This window comes from Hymenobacter sp. DG25B, assembly GCF_000801315.1.
GTDB lineage: Bacteria > Bacteroidota > Bacteroidia > Cytophagales > Hymenobacteraceae > Hymenobacter.
The window spans coordinates 2,007,787-2,028,265 of the sequence record NZ_CP010054.1; the positions used below are offsets into that span (position 1 = coordinate 2,007,787).

Here is a 20,479-nt window from a genome sequence, read left to right on the forward strand (position 1 = left end):
GTGGCTAAAAAAGAGGGCTTTTCAATTTCAATTGATACAGGATTGATACAGAAAAGTAGTGCCCATATCGCTTCTGTGTCAAAATTTCACAACGACTACATTCATATAGAATGTCCAAAATCAGCTATCTCCTACGGCTAACCGGAAAGTCATCAACTGAGGCTGCAATTTACGTAAAGCATACGCATAGGGGCAGTCCTTTTGTGAAGTCAACTGGCGCAGTAGTGCATCCTGACTACTTCAACGCTGAAACCGGGCGAGTTATTAGCAAGCTCCCCCAAGCGCCCGAGTTGAATGCCGCTATAGAAGCTGTTCGGGCCATGATGGAAATAGCAGCCCGCAACTTACTGGGCAAAGGGTTGGAACCCCTTAAGGAGAACATGGCCGATGAATACGGCAAGTTATTAGCTAACCAAGCAGCGGCTCAGCCCTCACAGGAAAGTAAGTGTATCGCCAGCGAGTCTGAACTTGAAAAGCTTCACCGAGAGCTGCGGGAACTGGAGCTATTGGTAGAAGCCAAGAAGAAGGAGGTAGAGAGCTATGAGCTTCGGTTGGGTATCTACGAAGGGAGGTTACTGTCGAAATTTATTTTTGATTATCGTAAAGCCCGGGAGTCAACGCTCAAACCCAACTCCCTGCGCTTGTTCACCAATGTAGCAGAATGGGTGACGAAATTCCGCTCTCAGTGGCGTATTGACGAGGTAAACGTGAAAACCTTGCGTGAATTTCAGAACTTCCTCTTAGCACAAGGGAAGCAATCACAAACGGTAGCTGACCTTATCACGAAGACGAAAAGCGTCGTCTACTACTACGCCCGTACGTTAAGGCTGGACATCTCCGAACTCAAAGACTTTAGACTCGACTTCAAAAAGAAGAAAACGGGGAATGTCGTCTATCTGACGAAGGAAGAACTGGCTGATTTAATGGCGCTGCCTATTGAAAAGCCTACGGAGCGGGTAGTCAGGGACCAGTTCGTAGTGATGTCTTTAACTGGGGTCCGGTTTTCTGACAGTCGGTTGACTAAAGACAACATCGTAAACGGTCAGATTAGGGTCAGTACAGAAAAGACCGACACCGATGTGTTCATCCCTATGGCTCCCAAGGTCAGGGAAATCTTGGAGGCCCATGATTACAATTTTAAGTATGTGCCAGCGTCAAATTTTAACAAGTATATCAAATCGATATGCAGCCGTATCCCCTCGATAGCAGATAGGAAGGAACTGGTGAAGACATATAGGGGGGGTAAGATTACGAAGCGGTATATCACGAAGGACCAATTAATTTCCTGCCATACAGGACGAAAAAATTTCATCAATTTAGCCTTAGCGAAAGGGGTGAACCCAGTCGCCATTGCCGATATCGTTGGCCACGAAGGAACACACCTCATTATGAACACCTACGGCAGTAGTCGAGCCGGACGCGATGCTATTGCGTCGATTTGGTGACCCCTAATGAATTCGCATCTTCTATTATGCAAGCTTTCCTATTATACTATGCAAAGCCATGTTTGGGAGGATATTCAAATGTATTTTCATCAGCATATTTATACTCTCTTGCTTTCAAAGAATTAGCCAACTCATTACTTTGAAAGTTAACTTGGTTTAATTTTTTGTTAGTGAATATCATTTGTTTGTTAATAGTTTCATAGTAATTATTTACATATGAATCAAAGCTTGATATAGATATCGAAAATGATATAATTAGGGTTTTATCCCCTTTAAAAGAAATGTTAAATGCATTAAAAAAATACGATGCCTCCTTTTTAATCTCATTAATATTTTTGTTTGATAATGCTTTTATAAATAAATCACTATAGAGCATCGTTATAAACATTGTGAAACCGAAATCAGGCCTTAAAAATCTTGTGCCGGCGTTATATCTAATTTGAGCCGCCTCATTATAAATTGAGGATTTAATTGAATATATTGTATTAGAATAGTCTATAATTGAATAACATGAACGTTTTTTGTTGTCTAAAATTACATTTGAAAATGAATGCAATACATCTTCGGATGAGAAGCAATCTTTAAAACCGTAATTCTCGTAAAATTCTACTTCCCCTGTAGTCTTAAAACTTTCTATATCTGACTCGAACTTGCTATTTAATTCAAAGTCAGTATTTTGGAGCCAATATGCCCAATTGTAGAAGGTTAAATCATCATCAAACATTAATTGTACTTTGACTCCCTCTTTTATATTTTCGATTGAGTTATCCTTTTTAAAAGTGTTTAGCTTATCGATTATGTCGTTTTTTACATTGAGAATACTTCCTTTTATATAGTCATTTTTGTGAGATTTTATTTCATCTTCATTTTTAATGTTGCCAAATTCTGAAATCAACATTTTATTAAGAAAATTTTGATATTTCCATATAACTATATATGCTGTAGTTGGCGGGTTGGATTTATATATCGGATTAGCTAAATCTTTATTTAATATAATAAAGCTGCTTGGCTCAATAATAAAATAGTCTATATTAATAATACACCATTGTATATATTTTTTGTCAATATCGTGCACCTCTAAAAGTGTTTTGTGCTTGTATTTGCCAAAGTCAAACACTGAATCATTTTGGTATAGCGTTAGCACATTTCTTTTCATGGATTCTAAAGGATTTTATTATTGTGCAAATTTGATGTGTGTTAAATATAGACAAAGCTTGAAAGCCTAATTACTGTTTACTAGTCTCAAGAAGTAGACTTTCCCAAAAAATCAATGTGACCATGCTGCTCGTACCGTGAACGGGACCGGATGCAGTGCGAGGATGAGCCCGTCCGCTAGCCTCACGTTGCCTAGCCCGTAATTCAAAGTGGTAAAGGTGGTCAGGTCGTCTTTGAATTCGATTCGCTGCCATAGTACTGCCCTGTTTCGTTCCCGCCGCAGAAAAAACGGATTGAGCGCATAGGATAATCTCCAGTCAGCATTTTGTTGGAACGCAAACCTTTTGCTCTCCCCATCCCGCAATGAATTCAAACTTTGGAGAATAACTGGGGACTGGCTGAGGTAGGTGCTGTCCAACCATAAATCTTTTCCTCCACCATGCAGGTAATGCCATACGACTGTTCCGCCCTCTTGCGAGACCAGCCGACCGGCAAAGGCAATAGCATGAAAAAGTACCTTGCATTCCAAGACGTCCATTCTGGTGAGCCGGTGTGCTACGCGCCTCTCATTCATATGACGAAAGTGGTCCGTAATAACTTGGTCAATGTCCCGACCCAGTGGGGAAGCGAGTATCGTAAGGAAGGAGGCACCCATAGCGCAAGCAATGCTCAAAACAATCTTGACTATCTGGCGGGCTGGGGTGCACATCTGATGAGCTGATAGGTAGCGTACTATTTAAAACAACTATATGTGACCGGGATTCTTCGATTTAACTGGCATCTCGAACAACTCCACTTTCTTAAGGCAAAATATCCTAGAGTAGAAAAAGGGACATCATAATTCCTTACATATTAAGGTAGAGTTACAAAGCTTTATGCCTGTTGAACTGCCTCATAGCTTACGTAGCAGAATGACCTGTTTGCACTCCAAGGTAGGTCAAATAGCGGTAGATGGTAGCTCTTCCTACCCCAAGCAGCTTTCCGATTTCTCCTACAGTCTTATCCTGCTTCAAATACAGGGTTTTCGCAGCTTCGGCCTTGGATTGAGCTTCCTTCGACAATCCTTTGGGTCTGCCCCCTTGGCGCCCACGCGCCCGCGCAGCCGACAGGCCCGCATTCGTTCTTTCGCGTATCAGGTCCCGTTCAAATTCTGCCAATGAGGCAAAGAGGTTAAACATGAGTCGACCTTGAGCGGTCGTCGTGTCCAAATTGTCCTGCAGGCTGATGAACTGGATTCCTTGCTCCTGAAAGCCCATAACCAACGTCACCAAGTCTTTCAGAGAACGACCCAGCCGGTCGAGCTTCCAAACGACGAGAGTGTCCCCAGTACGTAATTCGGTCAGCAGTTTTCTTAAGGTAGGGCGCTCCTTTACGGACGATGCTTTTTCCTGTGCAATACTTGTACAACCATATGCTCTGAGCGCATCTACTTGCATATGGAGATTCTGGTCAGCTGTGCTAACGCGGGCGTATCCGTAAATCATTTGCTAGTATCATAAAGTCTACTGCTTCAAAGATAATGAAACATAGAATAATGAGACGAATATATGATACACTTATTTGCGCCTTTTTCTACGGATTTAAGACAGCGCCCAGTGTCCGTGAAAACGGTCGTTTTTCGAGACATTTTTTTGTCAAATTTTTACGGAAGAAGATACGCCAGTATAGATATGGTAGATTTTATTATAACGGTTTGATATCCGTGATAAAGAACTTGGGTTCCCTGTCCTCATTTCGATGAAACTTAACTAGTTCCAGTTGAATTTCTTTAGTCTGATTTCGATTGTATTTGTTGCTGTAAATATGCGTCACTCGGTAGGTGCTGCGAATATCTCCGATGGTTTCTACTGTATCGTAGTTGAAACGCAGGGCTATGTAAGCAGTGCTATCGTTTATTACTGTTCGCATAGCTTTTTGCATAGCAATTTCGCCTAGCTCTGTGTCACTCTGAGCCTTTTTGTTGGTGCAGCCGATGACGGCTACCAGTAGAAGAATTTGAAGCTTTCGCATGGTCTATTTTATAGTGCAATTACTAATGGGTAAGCGATGGAGAGGTGGTTATGTGTAGGCAAGGTAGCTAGTTGTTCAACAAGCTCCATAAGTTCTTCCTATTCATGTACCGGTCTGCTATTACCTGTTGTTCTTGGGCAGGTAAGAATTTGTCATGCGAAAGGTGTGAGTCCATTGTTTAGGAACTTCGCTAGTATATAAACAATACAGAGTGATGTAAGTGGAATTTAGGCACTATCCTGAAACATGAAACCCTGACTGGTGTGAGTCAGGGCTTATGTTAAATTTTATCATGCAGATATCAAATTGCTATCGTTCCATTCCGATAACCCACTTACCAGATTCTGAGGCATAAATTGAACCTGTTTGGGTATCCAACAGAACAATTTCCCCAGTACTATTTTTTCCAGTCTGGAATCTGCCGGTCTGCGAATGCAAGTACAATACCACTATTAATCCAGCCAACAATAGCAAGAGTAACGGTTTAAATGCTTTGTCCATGATTAATGATTATTTCTTGCTACCAGTTGCTCCACGATTCTTTCCGTTGCCAACACGTTCACCTGTGGTGCCAAATAACTCTGGGTACTCCTTGCGGAAGGAATTGGCCTCTACTGTCTGCGCTTGCTTACCAGATGCCATTTTGGGGGTGCCATCTGCTTTGCGTCCGTAGGGTGCGGTTGGGTATTTAGCTACGTTCTCCTGATGCTTCGGAGAGTTATTCGCGACATCATCACCTTCCAACAGCGAAATTGCTTGCGTCAAAAAGTTTTGAGATTTCTTAAACATGGCGAGTGCCTTGCTAATATCCCTCGCTTTAACTCGGTTTGGTGCTGGTGCTGAGTTCGAAGCTTTCGCTTTATTCAGGAGAGCCAGCATTTGTTCTTCGAGGGTTTGACGCGCCATTATGTTTGTAGGTTAAGTGGATGATTGGGTTCAGACCAATGATAATCATTTCATTCAAAATTCAAATATGATAGAAACTCAGAATTTCGCTTTCAATTGAATGTTCAGGTGAAGCTTATCCAGTTCCCTCCGTATGACTTTCCGGGCTTTTTCTTCATCCTTCTCCCGAACCATGATGCTATCGTGAATCGTGACAATTTTTTCCTTGGGGATACCTCCTTCAATCAATGCCTTTACCACTCGGGTGAAGATGATACCCGACTCAATACGCTGAGCCAATAGGCAGTTGTTTGAATGTTGCTCTCCGGGGTTAAAACCGGACCAGTCCAACCCTTTAATCTGCATGAACAGACGGTGTACTGATGGAAAGAGCTTCTTAAAAAGATGGTAGCTGCGGACTTTGAAGAGTTTCTTCCGGGCTTTCTCTATCCTTTCGAGGTTGCCTTCCAATACTGCCTGATTCAGCTTCCGTTCGAATTTCCGTACTGTAGTAGATTCGTAGTATTGGTAATCGCTGAACCCTGCTATGAAATAGGATTCCTTGGCATCATCCCGGATGATGGGTTTCCAAAGGGTGACAGCGTATTCCCGGTTGAATTCGTCGCGTAGGAATTCATAGATAACCCCTTCATCGCACTTCGCTTTGTAGACTTGGAAATCCTGTTCCTTCATGGCTTCTTCGAGGAAGGGGATAGCCGCTTCACATTCCGGAGCTAATAGACGAATTAGCTTGGGGGTAATGTTGGCAAGAATGGCTGGTTGTGAATTCTTCAGGTCAATTTCCACCAGTGGCACATCAGGTTCATTCCGGAAGCGCATCCAAGGCCGTAGCACCTTTGGGGAGTACACGACCTGCGAGTGAACCCGATGACCGAAATTACATACTGGGGTTTTCGGAACAGCATTCAGATTGAAAACATCAAAGAAGGTCTCTGCCGTAGCTCGAACCTTGTTTGATGCAAACAGTTCGTCAACGGTCTTCACGGATTCGGGTGTTTCCAAAAGGATAACGTCTTTCATATTTTCGATTACGGTTAATCGGAATTCTTCCCGGTGATGTATCTGTCTGTTTTGGATGGTTTCAAACTTCTTAATTTCGCGCTGTGTGAGCTTCTGTTTGATAATCTGATACTTCTTGCCATCTGCGAATAGATGTGCCGGTATACGAAAGCTTTTACACCTTCCTTGGCCCGTAACGCCGAAATAGTAGTACCCATTCTCAAAGAATTTACCGTTATGATTGAATCGGAGTGGTTCCAAGTACCCTGTCTTTATCAGACGGTCAATCACCTTCGCGTAATTATTGCTGAAGTAGGTGCGAAGGGTTTCGGAATGAATCTGTGAATATCCTTTCAGAAATTCGGGTTCTTGGTCTTCTTTTTGCGGTTTCACGCAGTAGGTATCGACAAGGATATTATGGTATAAAAACATCACTCCCCTTAAAATACTGCTACTGCCCGAGACACCAGTCAGTACCCTATTTAATTCATTCGGGCTGAGGTTCGATGGGAATAAGAATTGCTTCTCCTGATTAACGGATTTCTTCTTTGGGGTTTTGAGGGTTGTGCTTGGTGTTGTCAATGGGTGTAATTTTTGTCTTCATCTGTTATTGAAGCTTTAGGTTATGTATTACCGGTATTCCAGTCCCGGGCGTGTAATTGAACGGGTTGGAATGTGAAAGGGAGAATTACACGAAACTTCCTTTCACCCCGGATGGAAAACCACCATCTATAAATAATCCCGATGTCCGGGAAATTTCGTCGTTAATAGAGCTTTGTTTTGCATCATTCCCGATATAGCAAAACTGCGTGGCGAAATTTCTGGTCCGTAGAGTGCGGATGTAGAATATTTTTATTATAGAGACAACCAACCATAGGAACATAGCACCGATAGAAACATGAAATGTTAAGCCATACAGCGAAATCTACTTTCGAATTGCTTTCGCTCCGTTGCATTCATTCGCTCGTTTTACAGTTTCTATCGAATGAAAATTCAATTATGCTTTTTGATGATTATCATTGAGTTGTGGTTGATTTATGAATTGTTTGGGCAATAATGGTAATGGCCGTTTCGTTGTTATTCTTGCTCTCTTTTGTCGTTGTTACGTTCTTCTTTATTGCCCAAACAATTATCATTAATTAGAAACAAATCTCTGTTATTGGTAGAATCCGTGCCATAGGCACAACTGAAGAACGAAGCGTAGCGAGAGTGATGAAGGCAGTAGGATTCGTTGTGTATTCGTAGCGCGTTACTCTACTAACGGACACAAAAAAACCTGACCAGAACACCGGTCAGGTTTGTGTACAGTTTCAACGCAAGGATACTCTATTGTAATAGCGCTCCTCGATATCTTTCTATAGCTAATTGATGTAGGCTGGGATTATTCTATTCGACCCACCCATGGGAAAGGCCCAAGAGAAATTTCGGATTCTTCTATTCTTGAATATTATTATGCAGCGCGATAGGTGTCACAATGATACGGGTAGTGAAAATTTCAAAATATCTTAATTATTCATTAGCCTAAGATAACAGTCAGTACGAGTTGCATACTCCATGACCGGTGTGAAATTTTCACTGCCCGTATCAGGGTTAAATGACACCGTTATTAGCCTTGAGCTTCATTTATTAGTGAATAAAGAGCCATTTGTAGATACTCAAACGCCTATTCAGCGCAATAGGACGGGGAAATGTATCCATGCAAAAGGATGCGTACTGATTTAGCAGCATTTGGAAGATAAATATTCAATATCCCCCTGTCTCCCCTCCACCGGGGAGGGGCAAAACAATGTAGGCACCCTGTTTAAAAATTTTGTCCATCGCAGGGCTTGCCAACTGGAATTTTATAAATTTTTATAAAACCAGTTTCATATAGCGGTATGAATCCTTCAAAATATTTCTGTGAAAATTTCACAGTTTTGATACGCGGTAAATTTCTGTGAAATTTTCACAGACTTTTATATCGATATGAACAGTCCCTGTGTAACGGGATTAACCATCATTAAAGATTTAATATGTCTTTAAAGGGTGGTGTTAAGTAATTCGATATCAATTATATGTTAAACATTTTTCGGAAAATCAGAGAATTGATATGGTGCTGCCGCTGCCCAGCCAGTTCTTAAACTCGGATTCGAGTGTGCAGTGCAGATACCCAAGGGAGTCGTAATCCCCATCAGTCCCTAATGAATTTCCTTTCCCAATTTGTACGAAGACTGTGCTACACACAATGAGGTCGTCGGGCTTGCATGCTGGAAGATGCTCAGGTTGTTGAAATTTGCCAGATACAGCGGATACATAGTCTGTGTGAGGGTACAGCAATACAGCATGTGTAGCATCGTAGTAGTGTGCATACGTATATAATTGCCTTAAATCCACTTCGGATGGAAGTCCTTTCGGTCGCTTCCACTTAGCGTCCAGCACTATATTCCTCTTGCCCGGTGCAGTTATGAGTATATCAGGCTGCATTTTACTGATAGTGCCGTTTTCTGCTTTCCAAAGCGTGCTATAGGATGGTTTAACTACAGTACAATCGTAAGAAGAAGACAGGCGGCGTAGGGTGCGGAGTAGATATTTTTCCCAGAGCTGATTCATGTTAAACAGCAGGGCTATCAAATCATTATTACCGCCGCGTATGTCTGGGCGATGATGCAGCAGTAGCAATCGAGCAATGACGATTGCCGGGCGGTAAGCTTCTGTTTTGCGGTCGTAGCTCAATCTTGCGAACGTAGCGGCCGTTACTTTGAGAACTGGGGCCTCTGCCCATTGAAGAAGTGCCCGGGCCGTACGTCCGCGTAGTGTGAAAGAATTTGTCAATCGGGGCAGCAGGAGGAGGGCTTGGCGAATGAGCTGGTTATGTAGATGCTGCTGGTCGTACGTCTGGTGACGGGTATAGAAACGCTCTTGGTGGGTTAAATTTTGCGAAATGTGCTTACTGAACTGGATAGCCCCGCGTAATGCGGACTGTTGTCCTTCCGTATGGCGGTAGCGTTTTACAAGCCCTCTATGTAATAATTTCTCTACCTCGTTGAGGAAGAGTTCGAGGTAGATATCCAGTAGGCTGTTCTCCTTCTCGTGTAGAAAGGCGTTGGTGAGAGAGTCAAGATTTAGTGTGCCCGACTCATGGAGCATGCGTAGCAGGATGTCCCGCCACTTCGCCATGGTTTGGTCTGAGGCAACATTGACATCATCGACCTTAGGTAAAATTTCGATGGTAAGGTCCCCGGTCTGAATAACGCCCACGTAGCTGCGGAAGCGTACACCGTCGTGACGCATATCGTAGAAACGATTAGCAGACTTTTCGTCCCGGTAGCGAAAGAGCTGGTGCCAGTGTTTCACCTCAAATTTTACTCCTGACTGCTCATCACCAATGCTAAGGGTGCTGTGTTCCAGCACCCGCATAATTTTAGCCATAGGATGAGCGGCTTACGAAATTTCGTAGATGTCTTTAAAAGCTTTGGCTTCTAACGAATCCACATCTGTCAATCTAAAAACAGGCTTTTCGCTATAGTCTCCTTTATTATAAGGGTCGAAGGATAAAATTTTATATTTCAGTTTACCCTCCTTCTTCTTATTCATTTGCTGAATAAACGCACTGCCCAGTACCAAGCCAATTTTCCCCCAATCACCAAAGAAATATTCTTGCAGTAGCGGGAGAATGCTGCGCCGGAACGCTGCTTTTAACTCATTCAGATTGCTTACCTGCATAAGCAGGGCATGGCCAATAACATGGTCGTGGTCCAGTAGCTGTTCTAACCGGTCATTAATAGCAAGCAGCATTTCCTGCATATTAATACCCTCAACATCCTTGGAAAGGAGCGAAGGGTCTGGTAGCATTTCCGTAAAGCTAAAGCGGCGACGTAGGGCCGTATCAAGGGCTTCTACGCTCCGGTCAGCGGTGTTCATCGTACCCAGCAGGTATAGGTTTTCGGGTACTGAAAATTTACTCTGGGAGTAGGGAAGGGTTACGGTTAACGCTTCTGTTTGCCCCTTGCCAGCTCGCTTATCATCTTCGAGAAGAGTAATTAGCTCGCCAAAAATATTGGCGACATTTCCCCTGTTTATCTCGTCTATAATGAGGACGTAAGAAGGGCTGGGCTTTATCTGTTTATTTTCTCGTTGAGAGGAGAGCTGAGAAGCCTCATACTTTTTCAGCTCATTAAATGCCACCCATTGTAAGGTTTTGGCATTGCCACCAACTTTGTTGATAATGTCTGACTTAAGATTTTTAATCTGGTCTATCGAAGAGTAGAGCGCATACAGCTTCTCCGGGCGGGATTTATCAACATGGCTGTAGGAGCCGTCCATATTAAACGGTGAGTCAAAATCAAGTACTCTCCCTTTTCCATACTGAAAGGTGAGGCGCCCGGTTTGTTGGTTGACAGCAGTAAGCTGCACACCATATCCCTCCTTCGTGCGAAATATCACAGGACCATTCGTGCTTTCAATAAGCTTTCCGAGGTGGCTTATGAAGCCAGCATACAACTCATTGAAGGGAATGTGCTTTAAGACGAATTCCTCTTCCGTAGGTAAAGCATTGGCAGCCGTTTCGCACATCTGCCGGAAAATCCCCTTCCGGACAGCGTATTGAACGCTCCCAGCACCTACTGTTGGTCTATTTTCTTCGCCCTCTTCAGCACCTTCACTTTTAGAATGCTTCGGTGTAGTGGGTGGTAGCGGTTTAATACCCTCTACAAAATCTTCGTAGGTGAAAGCCTGATGAAATGTCACAAAGCCAATCCGTTCAGCTTGCTGATACTTTTCGAATTTTTTCCGGAGCTCGGCCCGCTTCGCAGGCGGATATTCTTTCTTTATGGCCTCGTCGCTAACACCTTCCAAAATGGCCACAGCGCGTATTACCGTGTGAAAGGTTTTTCCTGTACCGGGCGGTCCGTAAAGAATTTGGTTGCGAGGTATAGGAGTAGCTTGTGAAATTTTCACAAGATGTTCTGGTGCATTGGGAATCAACGTGCGGTCGTAGAAAGGCTCGAAGAATAGCTTATTGGCTTCTTCTAAATCAGCTACCCGGTAAAAAGTGCTAAATCCGCTTGGTGCCCAGTGTTTCGTAACCTTTTTCAGGTTCCATATATCATTACGAACGGGGGATACCACCAATTCGGCAGCCCGGTAACCCCATTCACTTTCAGAGGGCAGGAGAGGGGCTAATTCAGCCGGCAGAGTATTCCACTCACCGGTTATGCGGTATATGCCCCACAGTTGTTTAGAGCCAATGCAGACGTATACAAAATCGCCCTGCTGCAATTCCGTCTTAAACAGGTTGCCTTGATTATTCTTGGCTTTGCCATCCAGTACCAGCCAGCTTCGCTCTTTCAGTAGGCTAAGAAGCTCCTTAGACTTTTTAGTATTCAAATTACCCATCGATAATTTATAGATGGGGTTATTGGCTAAGTATAAAGGAGTTGACATCCGGAAGATTTCAATGACTAATTAAATAGCGGGGCGTCAGACATGGGCTTTGCTTTGCGCCCTGTCTTTTTCTGTACTGGTGCCGACATTTCCGCTGCTAACCGTTCCAAAAGGGCACTGGCAGGCTCATCGTTGGGGTCTTGCGATACGAGCTGCCCGGTGAATGCTTTGGCAAGCAACGCCTGCGGCAATTGCTCCACTAGTGCTGCTGCCTGCTCAAAGCGTGCTTCCAGTTGGTTAGCTAACTCAAAGTAGTGGTTTACTTGGCGTACGATTTCTTCCTGTTCAGCAAGCGGAGCAATTGCGAAGGGCGCTTGTAATAAACCTCCTTGTGTTAATTTCTTTCTTCCAGTTGAGCCGGAAGTAAGTGGAATAAAGTCATAATAACTCCAACAGATGTTTAGATAGTCAGCGGTTATGCCACCAACTGGACGCATAACGTGAGCATGATTATTAACCCACGCTTTGCCTCTAATGATATAGGAGAATGGAAGCTCACGACCTGTGAAGGTTTCATCCTCGACAATAATTACTAAATCTTCATCGAAGAGGTAATCATCAATCCATCCAGTTCTACCATTAGCACCATAGTAGGGAATAGTACCTACTCTAGTTTGCCGTTCTTCCTTGTTTATTGGGCGTCGAATATAGTCGAGACAATCAGCAACGTCCTTGACCTCTGTTATAGCCCAGCCTTCAGGAATATCATCTGAAATTTCGATTTTAGGCGTGTAATACAGATCTTGAGGTAAGCGGGGTTTAGAACCGCCCTTCTTTACTGCTTTCACCGCCTCAGCGTAGCTAAAAATACGCTCAGCTTGAATAGCTTTTAGCAAATCAGTTGCCGTTTCATATTGGGGCTGTTCTGCCCGCCATACTTCGGTAAGCTTCCCCGATACCGCCGCCGCCACTACCGCCTTCCGAAATTTTTTCAGCAGCACCGGCAGCTTCTCTAGCCGCTCTTGGCTGGCTTCGAACTTTTGCATAACGGCTTCGAGTTGTGCGACGATACGCTGCTGTTCTGCTAGTGGAGGTAATAAAAATTTTACTTGGTAAGCATCCTCACGATTTAAGCCGGGTATCGCCGTAGACCTATTAAGTCTCTTTAACCCACTGTTTAAAAGGAGGTAGTATACAAACCTCAGATTGTGCTCGCCTTTAACTCTGACATAGTAGGTAGTGTCAATTGCCCAGCAATCTTCATTAGACCAAGTAACCTCTCCAAATGACCCTTTTCTTCCTACAATAATCGCAGGACCTTTAACCTGCATATCCTTGTGGTATCCTACAACCCCATTAGAGCCATAAACAGGAAAGCCTGCATTGCTGCGTGTTTTAGCGGGTAGTGCACTCCCGTACTCTAAGGTGAGAATATCACCTAAGTGAGCGGGAACCCAGCCTTCTGGTAATTTACTTTTCATTGATTTCGAGCAGGCGCAACAGTTCTTTCAATTCATCTACCACTACTTCCAGCTCGTCAATAGCCTCTATTGCTAGCTCCTTTGGGTCAAGCAGGTCAGCCGCGTTAGAAAGGCTAGCATCAGCAATTAGACCCAAGTCCAGCGTATCACCCCGTTGCTGAATTTCGGCGCGGGTGAAGCACATCCACCGCTCATCGGTGTGAGCAGTACGGTCATCGGCGTGATATGCCCGCACGAAATCATTGAAATGGGCGCGGGTGAAGGGTGTGCGCTTCCCGAAATTCTCCATGTTGGTGCGCAGGTCATAGTACCAAACCTGCTTCGTGTTCCCCTTATCGGTCGAGCCGCGCTCGAAAAATAGCACGTTGGTTTTTACCCCTGCAGCGTAGAAAATACCGGTGGGCAGGCGCAGGATGGTGTGCAGGTTGCACTTGTCCATCAGGTCAGCTCGTACTTTTTGTCCGTCGCCATCCTGAAACAAAACGTTATCCGGTAGCACCACCGCTGCCCGTCCGCCCGGTTTGAGCGAGCGGTAGATATGTTGTAGAAAGTTGAGCTGCTTGTTGCTGGTGGGGTAGGTGAAGTCAGACCGTGTAGGACGCTCACCACCTTTCTTGGTGCCAAACGGAGGGTTAGCTAATACTACGTCGTAGCCTTTCAGTTTTTCCCCAATCTGCGTGAGCGTATCACCCAGCAGAATTTCGCTGTCCATGCCGTGCAGCAGGGCATTCATCATGGCGAGCCGGTGCGTATCGGCTACCAGCTCACAGCCCGAAAATGCCTGCTTGCGCTGGAATTCCGCCTGCTTTTCCGTCAGGGTATAGTAATTATCGGTCTGCGCTTTTACGTGAGCATCCGCTGCAATCATGAAGCCGAAGGTTCCACACGCGGGGTCATTGCACCGCTCACCGGGCTGCGGATTCATCAGCTCCACCATGGCATCAATCAGCGGACGCGGGGTAAAATACTGTCCGGCACCCGACTTCTTCTCGTTGGCGTTCTTCTCCAACAAGCCCTCGTAGAGGTTGCCTAAGCCTTCTTCCCGCGCCGAATACCAGTCCAGTTCATCAATGCTCTTGATGATTTTGCGTAGGTTCTTGGGCTCGTCAATATGCGTTTGGGCATTGTGGTAAATCTGCGCTACGTTTCCTGATACTTCCGTGCCCAAATGCAGCAGCAGCGTGCGGTAAAAGTTTTTCAGCGCTAAGCCTTCCTTGCTGGTTAGCTCGTCCCACCGATATTCCGCCGGAATCGATTCCTCGTTGCCCGTTTCCTTCAGCATTTTAAGGAAAAGCAGATATGTCAGCTCGGTTACGTACTGGTGATAGGTAATGCCATCGTCGCGCAGCACATTACACAGACTCCACAGTTTCGAGACGATTTCTTGGTTGTTCATACTATTGATAAAAGACGAAGCAAGGCAGGAACCTTGCTCCGGTAAGCAAATCGGAAAAGGAAAGGGTTAGGCGACGTACAAGCGTTCCTGTATAGTTTGCAGCACGTTGTCCAGTTGGTTGTCGAAGAGTTTGTTGAAGCGGTTATAGCCCCCATCGCCTTTGAAGGGCTCTTGGTTGAGGTCGTCCCGGGTTAGCACTGTTTCCTTGATAAGCTGGGTTTGTACCCGGTCGAGAAATTTCCGTTGGTGGGCATTCCAGCTATTAGAATTCCGGACAAAATCCACCGCTTCCTGCACCCGTACAGTCAGTGGGCGCGTTGCTTCACCAAGGGCTAGGCTACGAATATAGGCAATGATGTCGGCTCCCAATTCCTGTTTTTTCACGGCTTTCCATGCTACCCGGAGCTGCGTATCAGTAAAGCCTTGCTGGTCAAGATGCAGCTTCAATTCACGTAGCATGGGGCGGGTGAGGTCTTTGGGATTGGTGCAGACTATGTTCAGCGCCGCAATAGTGTTTTGATTGTTCTGCACGAACTCTGCAAAGGACTGTAGGTAATCTTCCGGGCGCTGAATAGGGCTGGCGGAATCTCCACCGTAGCCGCGTTCCGGCTCTAAGGCCACATCTTGATGCGTACTGTAGAGAAGGGGCTTCAGCGCGGCTTTTGCCTCTGAAAGCCAGCCTAGAGTAGGCTGATAGTGCTTTAATAATGCTGCTGCTTCTACAGAAGGCAACGTACGCAGATGGTTGATAAACTGCGTTAGTGTCTGCCCATTCGTGCCGTGGGCAAATTTCTCAATCTGAGTTGGGGTCAGCTTATTTCGCTTCCGTTGCAGCTTGGCAAGGATTTGTTCTACCTGCTGCTGCCGAGCTTCTTCCTGTTCAATCTTATCCAGTTCCTCAATCAGCTCTGTAATAGTCTGACTTGGGTCAACCACGACCGGTTTCATCGTGGTAACCGGCTCTAACGCCTCATAGAGACGCACCGCATCATAAATACGGAAGGTTTCCTTGCCTATATCATCCGCTAAGCGTGTTGCCCGCCCCAACATCTGTTCGTAGAGGATTCGGGAACGAACCCGGCGCATGAAGACCAGATTACAGATACGAGGAATATCTACACCCGTGGTCAACAGGTCCACCGTTACGACGATGGTAGGGTATTGCTCGTTCTTGAATTTTTTAACCAGTTGCTGCGGCTGGTCGGCAGTGCCCGTAATTTTGATAATGGCATCTTCGTCAACGTCAATGTCGGCGTTCTTGAATTCTTCTTTCAAAATGAGCACCAGTAAATCGGCATGCTGGTCGCTGGCCGCAAAAATCAACGTCTTTTCTGGTCCCTCAGGCAGCAACTCCTTCACCAGCATTTTGGCTATGGTTCGGTTGAAGCTCTCCGTAAGCACCAGTTTATTGAAGCCATCTACTTCAATCTTGAGCTCATCCTCCAGCCGGTCTAATTCTTCAATGTTCTGCGTTTCCGGGTTGTATGCCTGCGGAGTGCTACCGGCTTCCCAGACAATGCCTTCCTGATTGAGCTTCGTCTTCAGGAGAATAGGGGGCTCGTGGTCGATGAGGTAACCATCGATAACCGCTTGGCGATAGGTATAACGAAATACCGGGGAGCCAAATATCTTCACGGTATGCAGGGCCGGAGTGGCTGTTAAGCCTATCCGGAAGGCATCGAAATAGTCCAGTACAAGCTTATAAGTACTTAAGAAGTCTAATTGGTCCTTGTACGTAATTTGTGGTTCGGACATTTCCCGGTCAAGGGTGTAGCCCCGGTGAGCTTCATCGATGATGATACAGTCGTAGGCATCTATCGGAAGTGCTGGGGTATCCGCTTCTGGTGAATAAATCCGCTTTACTAAGGATTGCACTGTGGCTACATGAAGGCGGGTTTCAGCTTCAGGTAGCTTATCCTTCAACTCTTTCAAGTCGTAAATTTCGCCCAGCGTGAGGTTGCCTTCCATCTTCACTTCGTTGAAGGAATCGGTGGCTTGTATACCCAGCAATTTGCGGTCAACCAGAAATAGAATACGGCGGTAGCGCTTACTCTTCAACAGGCGGTAAACCAGTCCGAGTATCGTGCGCGTCTTCCCAGTGCCCGTTGCCATGGCTAGTAGGGCTCGGCGCTCGGGTTCGTTCGCTTCTATTACTGCTTCTACCCGCTGAATAGCCGTAACCTGATAGTCTCTTAGGCCCAATCCGTGGGCAGAGCGCAAATAATCAAAGCTGTCGTTTTTTAATGCCTCCTCGGCAGCCGCAATGTCCTGCTTATGCAGCTCAATCAGCGCCTGTGGAGAATACCAACCCTTCAATGCTCGGGAGTGGTTAATAGACTGCCTTCCATCCAAAAACCAAATTCCTGACTTTTCAGGTAATTGATAATGATAGGGCCTACCGTTGGTAGCAAAGAGAAATGGGGCTTGGTAAACTCCCCATGGAGCTGACTTTAAGAGTTCAACGCCGGTAGTCAGGTTAATATCTTTCGCATACCGCTTAGCCTGTTGCAGAGCTGCTGATACATCCTTGTTAATACGTTTGGCTTCCACAACGCCCACCAAGGTCATCCCAACAAACAAAGCGTAATCGGCCGGTCCTGAAGTAGTCTGCCATTCAGCAATGGCCAGATTGCGGCCTTTTTCGGGGCGGGTACCTTTGTTATAGCGAAGGGTGGGAGTATCTGCTTCCCAGCCAACACTACGAAGTTGCTCATCGATAATGGCTCGTGTTTCCGCCTCACTTAAGTTCAGGTTGTCTGCGGCCTTTTGTGCTTTCTCCTGTAATTGAGCCAGCTCAGGAGCGGATAATACGGGCCGAGCATCCAGACTCGCCTGTAATTCCAGTACCCGGGCTTGCAATGCCTGTTTTTCGGCTTCTAATTGAGCCAATTCCTGCTGCGTATCCCGGAGCTGGGGTAACGTAAACGGCAAAATGCCCTCAGGAAGCAAGTTCTCTCCGTAGGCATCCAGTAACCACTTACCAAGATGGTAGGCAGATTCCAGCAGCAGAGCAGCGTCTTCAGCGGTACCCGTGTTCTGGTGTGCTGCTACATTTCCCTTACGCTTTATTAAGTGGAGAATATCCTCCACCTGTCGGGGAAGAATGCCCTGCCGTTTCAATTCCTCAAGCCGCCGATGTTGGGTGTTTTCCACCAGCGGAGCCAACTGGTGCTCAGAGAACAGTCGGTCAACTAGCTTTTCCCCATATAAGCGCAGCTTAAACAAAGCGGCGACTGGGTCTTGGTAAAGGAGAAATTCTGCTTCCTTGCCGAGGGTATAGAGGGCTGGAAAGTCTTCCCGAAGGAAGTAGAAGTTACTGGTAGAATTGGACACAAACGATGGATAAGCAGGAATTAGCTTTCCAAGGTAGCAATCGAGTGACTGACATCAAATAGCCTAAAACGGAATAGTGCAATATGACTTCGCCCTTGAGATATCCGTAGTTGTGGTGGCACCAGACTTCATGTATCAAATTGTCTTGCTAAAATTGATACAGAGCTTTTGAATGCCCGTAAAATATGTGTCTATTAGCTGGAAAAGGGGAGCTCTTTTACCTTCCCCATCATGCCCATCATATCAAACATATGCGTCTCTTTTAGTTGCGTGGTTGTGTGTTTTCCTAGATACCGGACAAGGCTGGCCGGTTGCCTGCTTTAACGCGTAAAGGTAGTTTATGGTACCTGAGTGCGCTAAATGGGACGCGGTAGCCGCTTATTCCTACTGATAATTAGCTATCAGCGCAGAATAGTAACCGAGCCGGTTTGCACAAAGGGCTGCCCCAGCTCATCGGCGGCTTCAAACCGATATACGTATACGCCCGGCACCGGGGTAGCGCCCTTGATGCGCCCATCCCAGCGCTGCGCCGGACTAGTGGAAGTGAAGACTTCCTGGCCGTTTCGGTCCTGGATAACGAGCCGATAGGTGGTAATAAAGCGGCCTTTTATTTCCAGTACATCATTCAGGCCGTCCCCGTTGGGCGTAAAGGCCGTGGGCAGGACCACCCGCAAAGGCCGCGTTACCGTGGCCACATTGGAATAGCTGCGCCCACCACCATCAGGCAAGGTGGCTTCCAAACGGTAGCGCAGCACCTGCCGGTCCGGAGGCGGCGTCAGATCATTATAGGTGAGGCCAGAAACAGTTTGCGCACGCAAAACCTGCCCGGCCGGCCCCAGCAGCTGCAGCTGGTAAGTGGCAGTGGTGGCCTCATTCAATGCCGACCACCGCAGTTGCACGGCATCGGTATTGTCTTTTGCAGAAGTAGCTTCCAGAATAACCGGGCATACCGTAGCACTAGCGGTGGAAGTATTACCGCAAGGGTCCCGAAATTGGGCCGTGTAGCAGGGAGGGGTATCGACGGATACCAGCGCTAATGAATCCAGGAGCTTACTTCCGGAGGTAGTGCCCACCACCGTACTGGTGCCATCCTGCCGGCGCGTGTAAACCATAGCACTGCCCGGAGAGGCGGGGGCGGTGGTCGTTAGCTCTACCCGGTTGCGCAAATCAAACGATGCCATAATAACCGGCGCCGGAGGAATTTGGGTGGAAGCGGTTTTAAGTATCCGGGAGTCAGAAACCGAGGTAACGCCGCTGCCGATGGCGGCTACTCGGTAAGTGTATTCCACCCCGCAAATCACATCTTTATCCAGGTAAGTACCGCTGGTGCCAGCTCCTGTGCGGGTTAGCAGCGTGCCATTGCGCGTAATCTCAAAGCCTGTAGCGGCCGCCCCGGTGGTCCAGCGCAGCTCATTGCGGCCATCGGCGGAGGTAGCGGACAGCTGCACAGTGCAGCCCGTAGCAGAAACATACCGGGTACCGGTAGATTGGCAGGCATCCGTAAGCCGCAGGCGGTAGCAACCGGGCAAGGTAGCGGCGGGCAGGGTGAAGCTGGTGCTGGCAGCCGGCACGTTTGCCACCTGCCGGAATCCGCCCGGGCTGGCGGCATCCGCTACTTCCAGCAGGTATTTATACTCTGTTTGCAGGCTGTTCCATTGAAATTCAATAGAGTTTCCGCTTACGGTTAGTTGCTTCAGTTGGGGCACCTGAGGGGTGGAGGCAGGCGTGAAGCTGATGGTGCGGGCAGCGCTGCACAAAGAAGCGGCCGTGTAGCTGCCCTGCACGGTAACTGTCGTAGTGCCGCTGGTTACGGCATAGGTTGTAGTGCCTACAGTAGCAGGCTGCGGTGTGCCATTGCCCAACTGCACCGTAAACTGATCATAGCTACGGTCGGTAATAGAAACCTGCACAAAACCGGGGGCACAGGTAGCCACTGCAAAAACCGGCTCCGGAGCCGCATAAACCCGCAGGGTGCGTGAGAATATAATGCCCGTGCCCGGTACCAACAGGTTAGGAGTGTTCTGGGTGATGACGATATTGCCCGGGGTAGCAGGGACCGTTAGCGTAGTCACCGTATCCCCCTCGGCAAAGGTGCAGACGGTGGCCGTGGAAAGGCGGTAGTAGGTTTTCTTTGGGTCGAGGGGGCGGCCGCTGCAGTCGCGCAGGCGGATGCGCTGGCCCGCACAAAGAGCCGTAATCGGCAACCGGGTAGCAGCATCATATACTTGAAAGCAGGCGCCGGAATTAGGCGTATCGGTACAGGGCGCCTGGGCGTAGGCGGGCCGCTGAGCCAGGAGCAGCAGGGACCAGAACAGCACAAAGAATCGGGTACAGAACTTCACCATGGGCATAACGCGGCCGGCGCGGAGGCAGTATAGCATCGGCCGCAAAAG

At 46.9% G+C, this 20,479-nt stretch carries 12 protein-coding genes; 1 reads left to right on the forward strand and 11 read right to left on the reverse strand.

Annotation, left to right across the window (positions count from 1 at the left end; all coding sequences use genetic code 11):
- Positions 1-110 precede the first annotated feature (110 nt).
- Entirely contained in the window at positions 111-1,445 is a 1,335-nt protein-coding gene (locus tag PK28_RS08555; protein ID WP_156126312.1) for a phage integrase SAM-like domain-containing protein, read from the forward strand.
- A gap of 46 nt (positions 1,446-1,491) precedes the next feature.
- On the opposite strand, the gene PK28_RS08560 is transcribed toward PK28_RS08555, so the two are convergent.
- The 11 genes from PK28_RS08560 to PK28_RS08615 form a co-directional block, all read right to left on the reverse strand.
- Positions 1,492-2,601, reverse strand: a complete 1,110-nt coding sequence (locus PK28_RS08560) for an exodeoxyribonuclease X C-terminal domain-containing protein (RefSeq protein ID WP_044513375.1) — start codon at positions 2,599-2,601, stop codon at positions 1,492-1,494.
- An 898-nt stretch (positions 2,602-3,499) separates the two neighbouring features.
- A complete protein-coding gene (locus PK28_RS08570; protein WP_316931927.1) occupies positions 3,500-4,036 on the reverse strand; it encodes a recombinase family protein in 537 nt (178 codons plus the stop codon).
- A 247-nt stretch (positions 4,037-4,283) separates the two neighbouring features.
- Positions 4,284-4,610: a hypothetical protein gene (locus PK28_RS08575; RefSeq protein WP_044513378.1), complete on the reverse strand. Its 327-nt coding sequence runs from the start codon at positions 4,608-4,610 to the stop codon at positions 4,284-4,286.
- A gap of 510 nt (positions 4,611-5,120) precedes the next feature.
- On the reverse strand, positions 5,121-5,516 hold the full coding sequence (locus tag PK28_RS08580; RefSeq protein WP_044513379.1) for a hypothetical protein: 396 nt from the start codon (positions 5,514-5,516) through the stop codon (positions 5,121-5,123).
- 78 nt (positions 5,517-5,594) lie between these two features.
- Positions 5,595-7,097: a hypothetical protein gene (locus tag PK28_RS08585; protein WP_156126313.1), complete on the reverse strand. Its 1,503-nt coding sequence runs from the start codon at positions 7,095-7,097 to the stop codon at positions 5,595-5,597.
- Positions 7,098-8,591: 1,494 nt separating this feature from the next.
- Positions 8,592-9,923: an McrC family protein gene (locus tag PK28_RS08590; protein ID WP_048825776.1), complete on the reverse strand. Its 1,332-nt coding sequence runs from the start codon at positions 9,921-9,923 to the stop codon at positions 8,592-8,594.
- 12 nt (positions 9,924-9,935) lie between these two features.
- A complete protein-coding gene (locus PK28_RS20735) occupies positions 9,936-11,936 on the reverse strand; it encodes an McrB family protein (protein WP_082017030.1) in 2,001 nt (666 codons plus the stop codon).
- Between the two features lie 17 nt (positions 11,937-11,953).
- The gene (locus tag PK28_RS08600; RefSeq protein WP_071885135.1) at positions 11,954-13,357 is read right to left on the reverse strand and encodes a restriction endonuclease subunit S; all 1,404 of its coding nucleotides are present in this window, start codon (positions 13,355-13,357) and stop codon (positions 11,954-11,956) included.
- Positions 13,347-14,753, reverse strand: coding sequence for a class I SAM-dependent DNA methyltransferase (locus PK28_RS08605; protein WP_044513381.1), 1,407 nt, complete (start codon positions 14,751-14,753; stop codon positions 13,347-13,349). Before PK28_RS08605 ends, PK28_RS08600 begins: the two co-directional genes overlap by 11 nt.
- Before the next feature lie 66 nt (positions 14,754-14,819).
- Positions 14,820-18,086: a type I restriction-modification system endonuclease gene (hsdR, locus tag PK28_RS08610; RefSeq protein WP_044513382.1), complete on the reverse strand. Its 3,267-nt coding sequence runs from the start codon at positions 18,084-18,086 to the stop codon at positions 14,820-14,822.
- A 401-nt stretch (positions 18,087-18,487) separates the two neighbouring features.
- Positions 18,488-20,467 carry a T9SS C-terminal target domain-containing protein gene (locus PK28_RS08615; protein ID WP_044513383.1) on the reverse strand — a complete coding sequence of 660 codons (1,980 nt, stop codon included), beginning with the start codon at positions 20,465-20,467 and terminating at the stop codon, positions 18,488-18,490.
- Between the last annotated feature and the right edge of the window lie 12 nt (positions 20,468-20,479).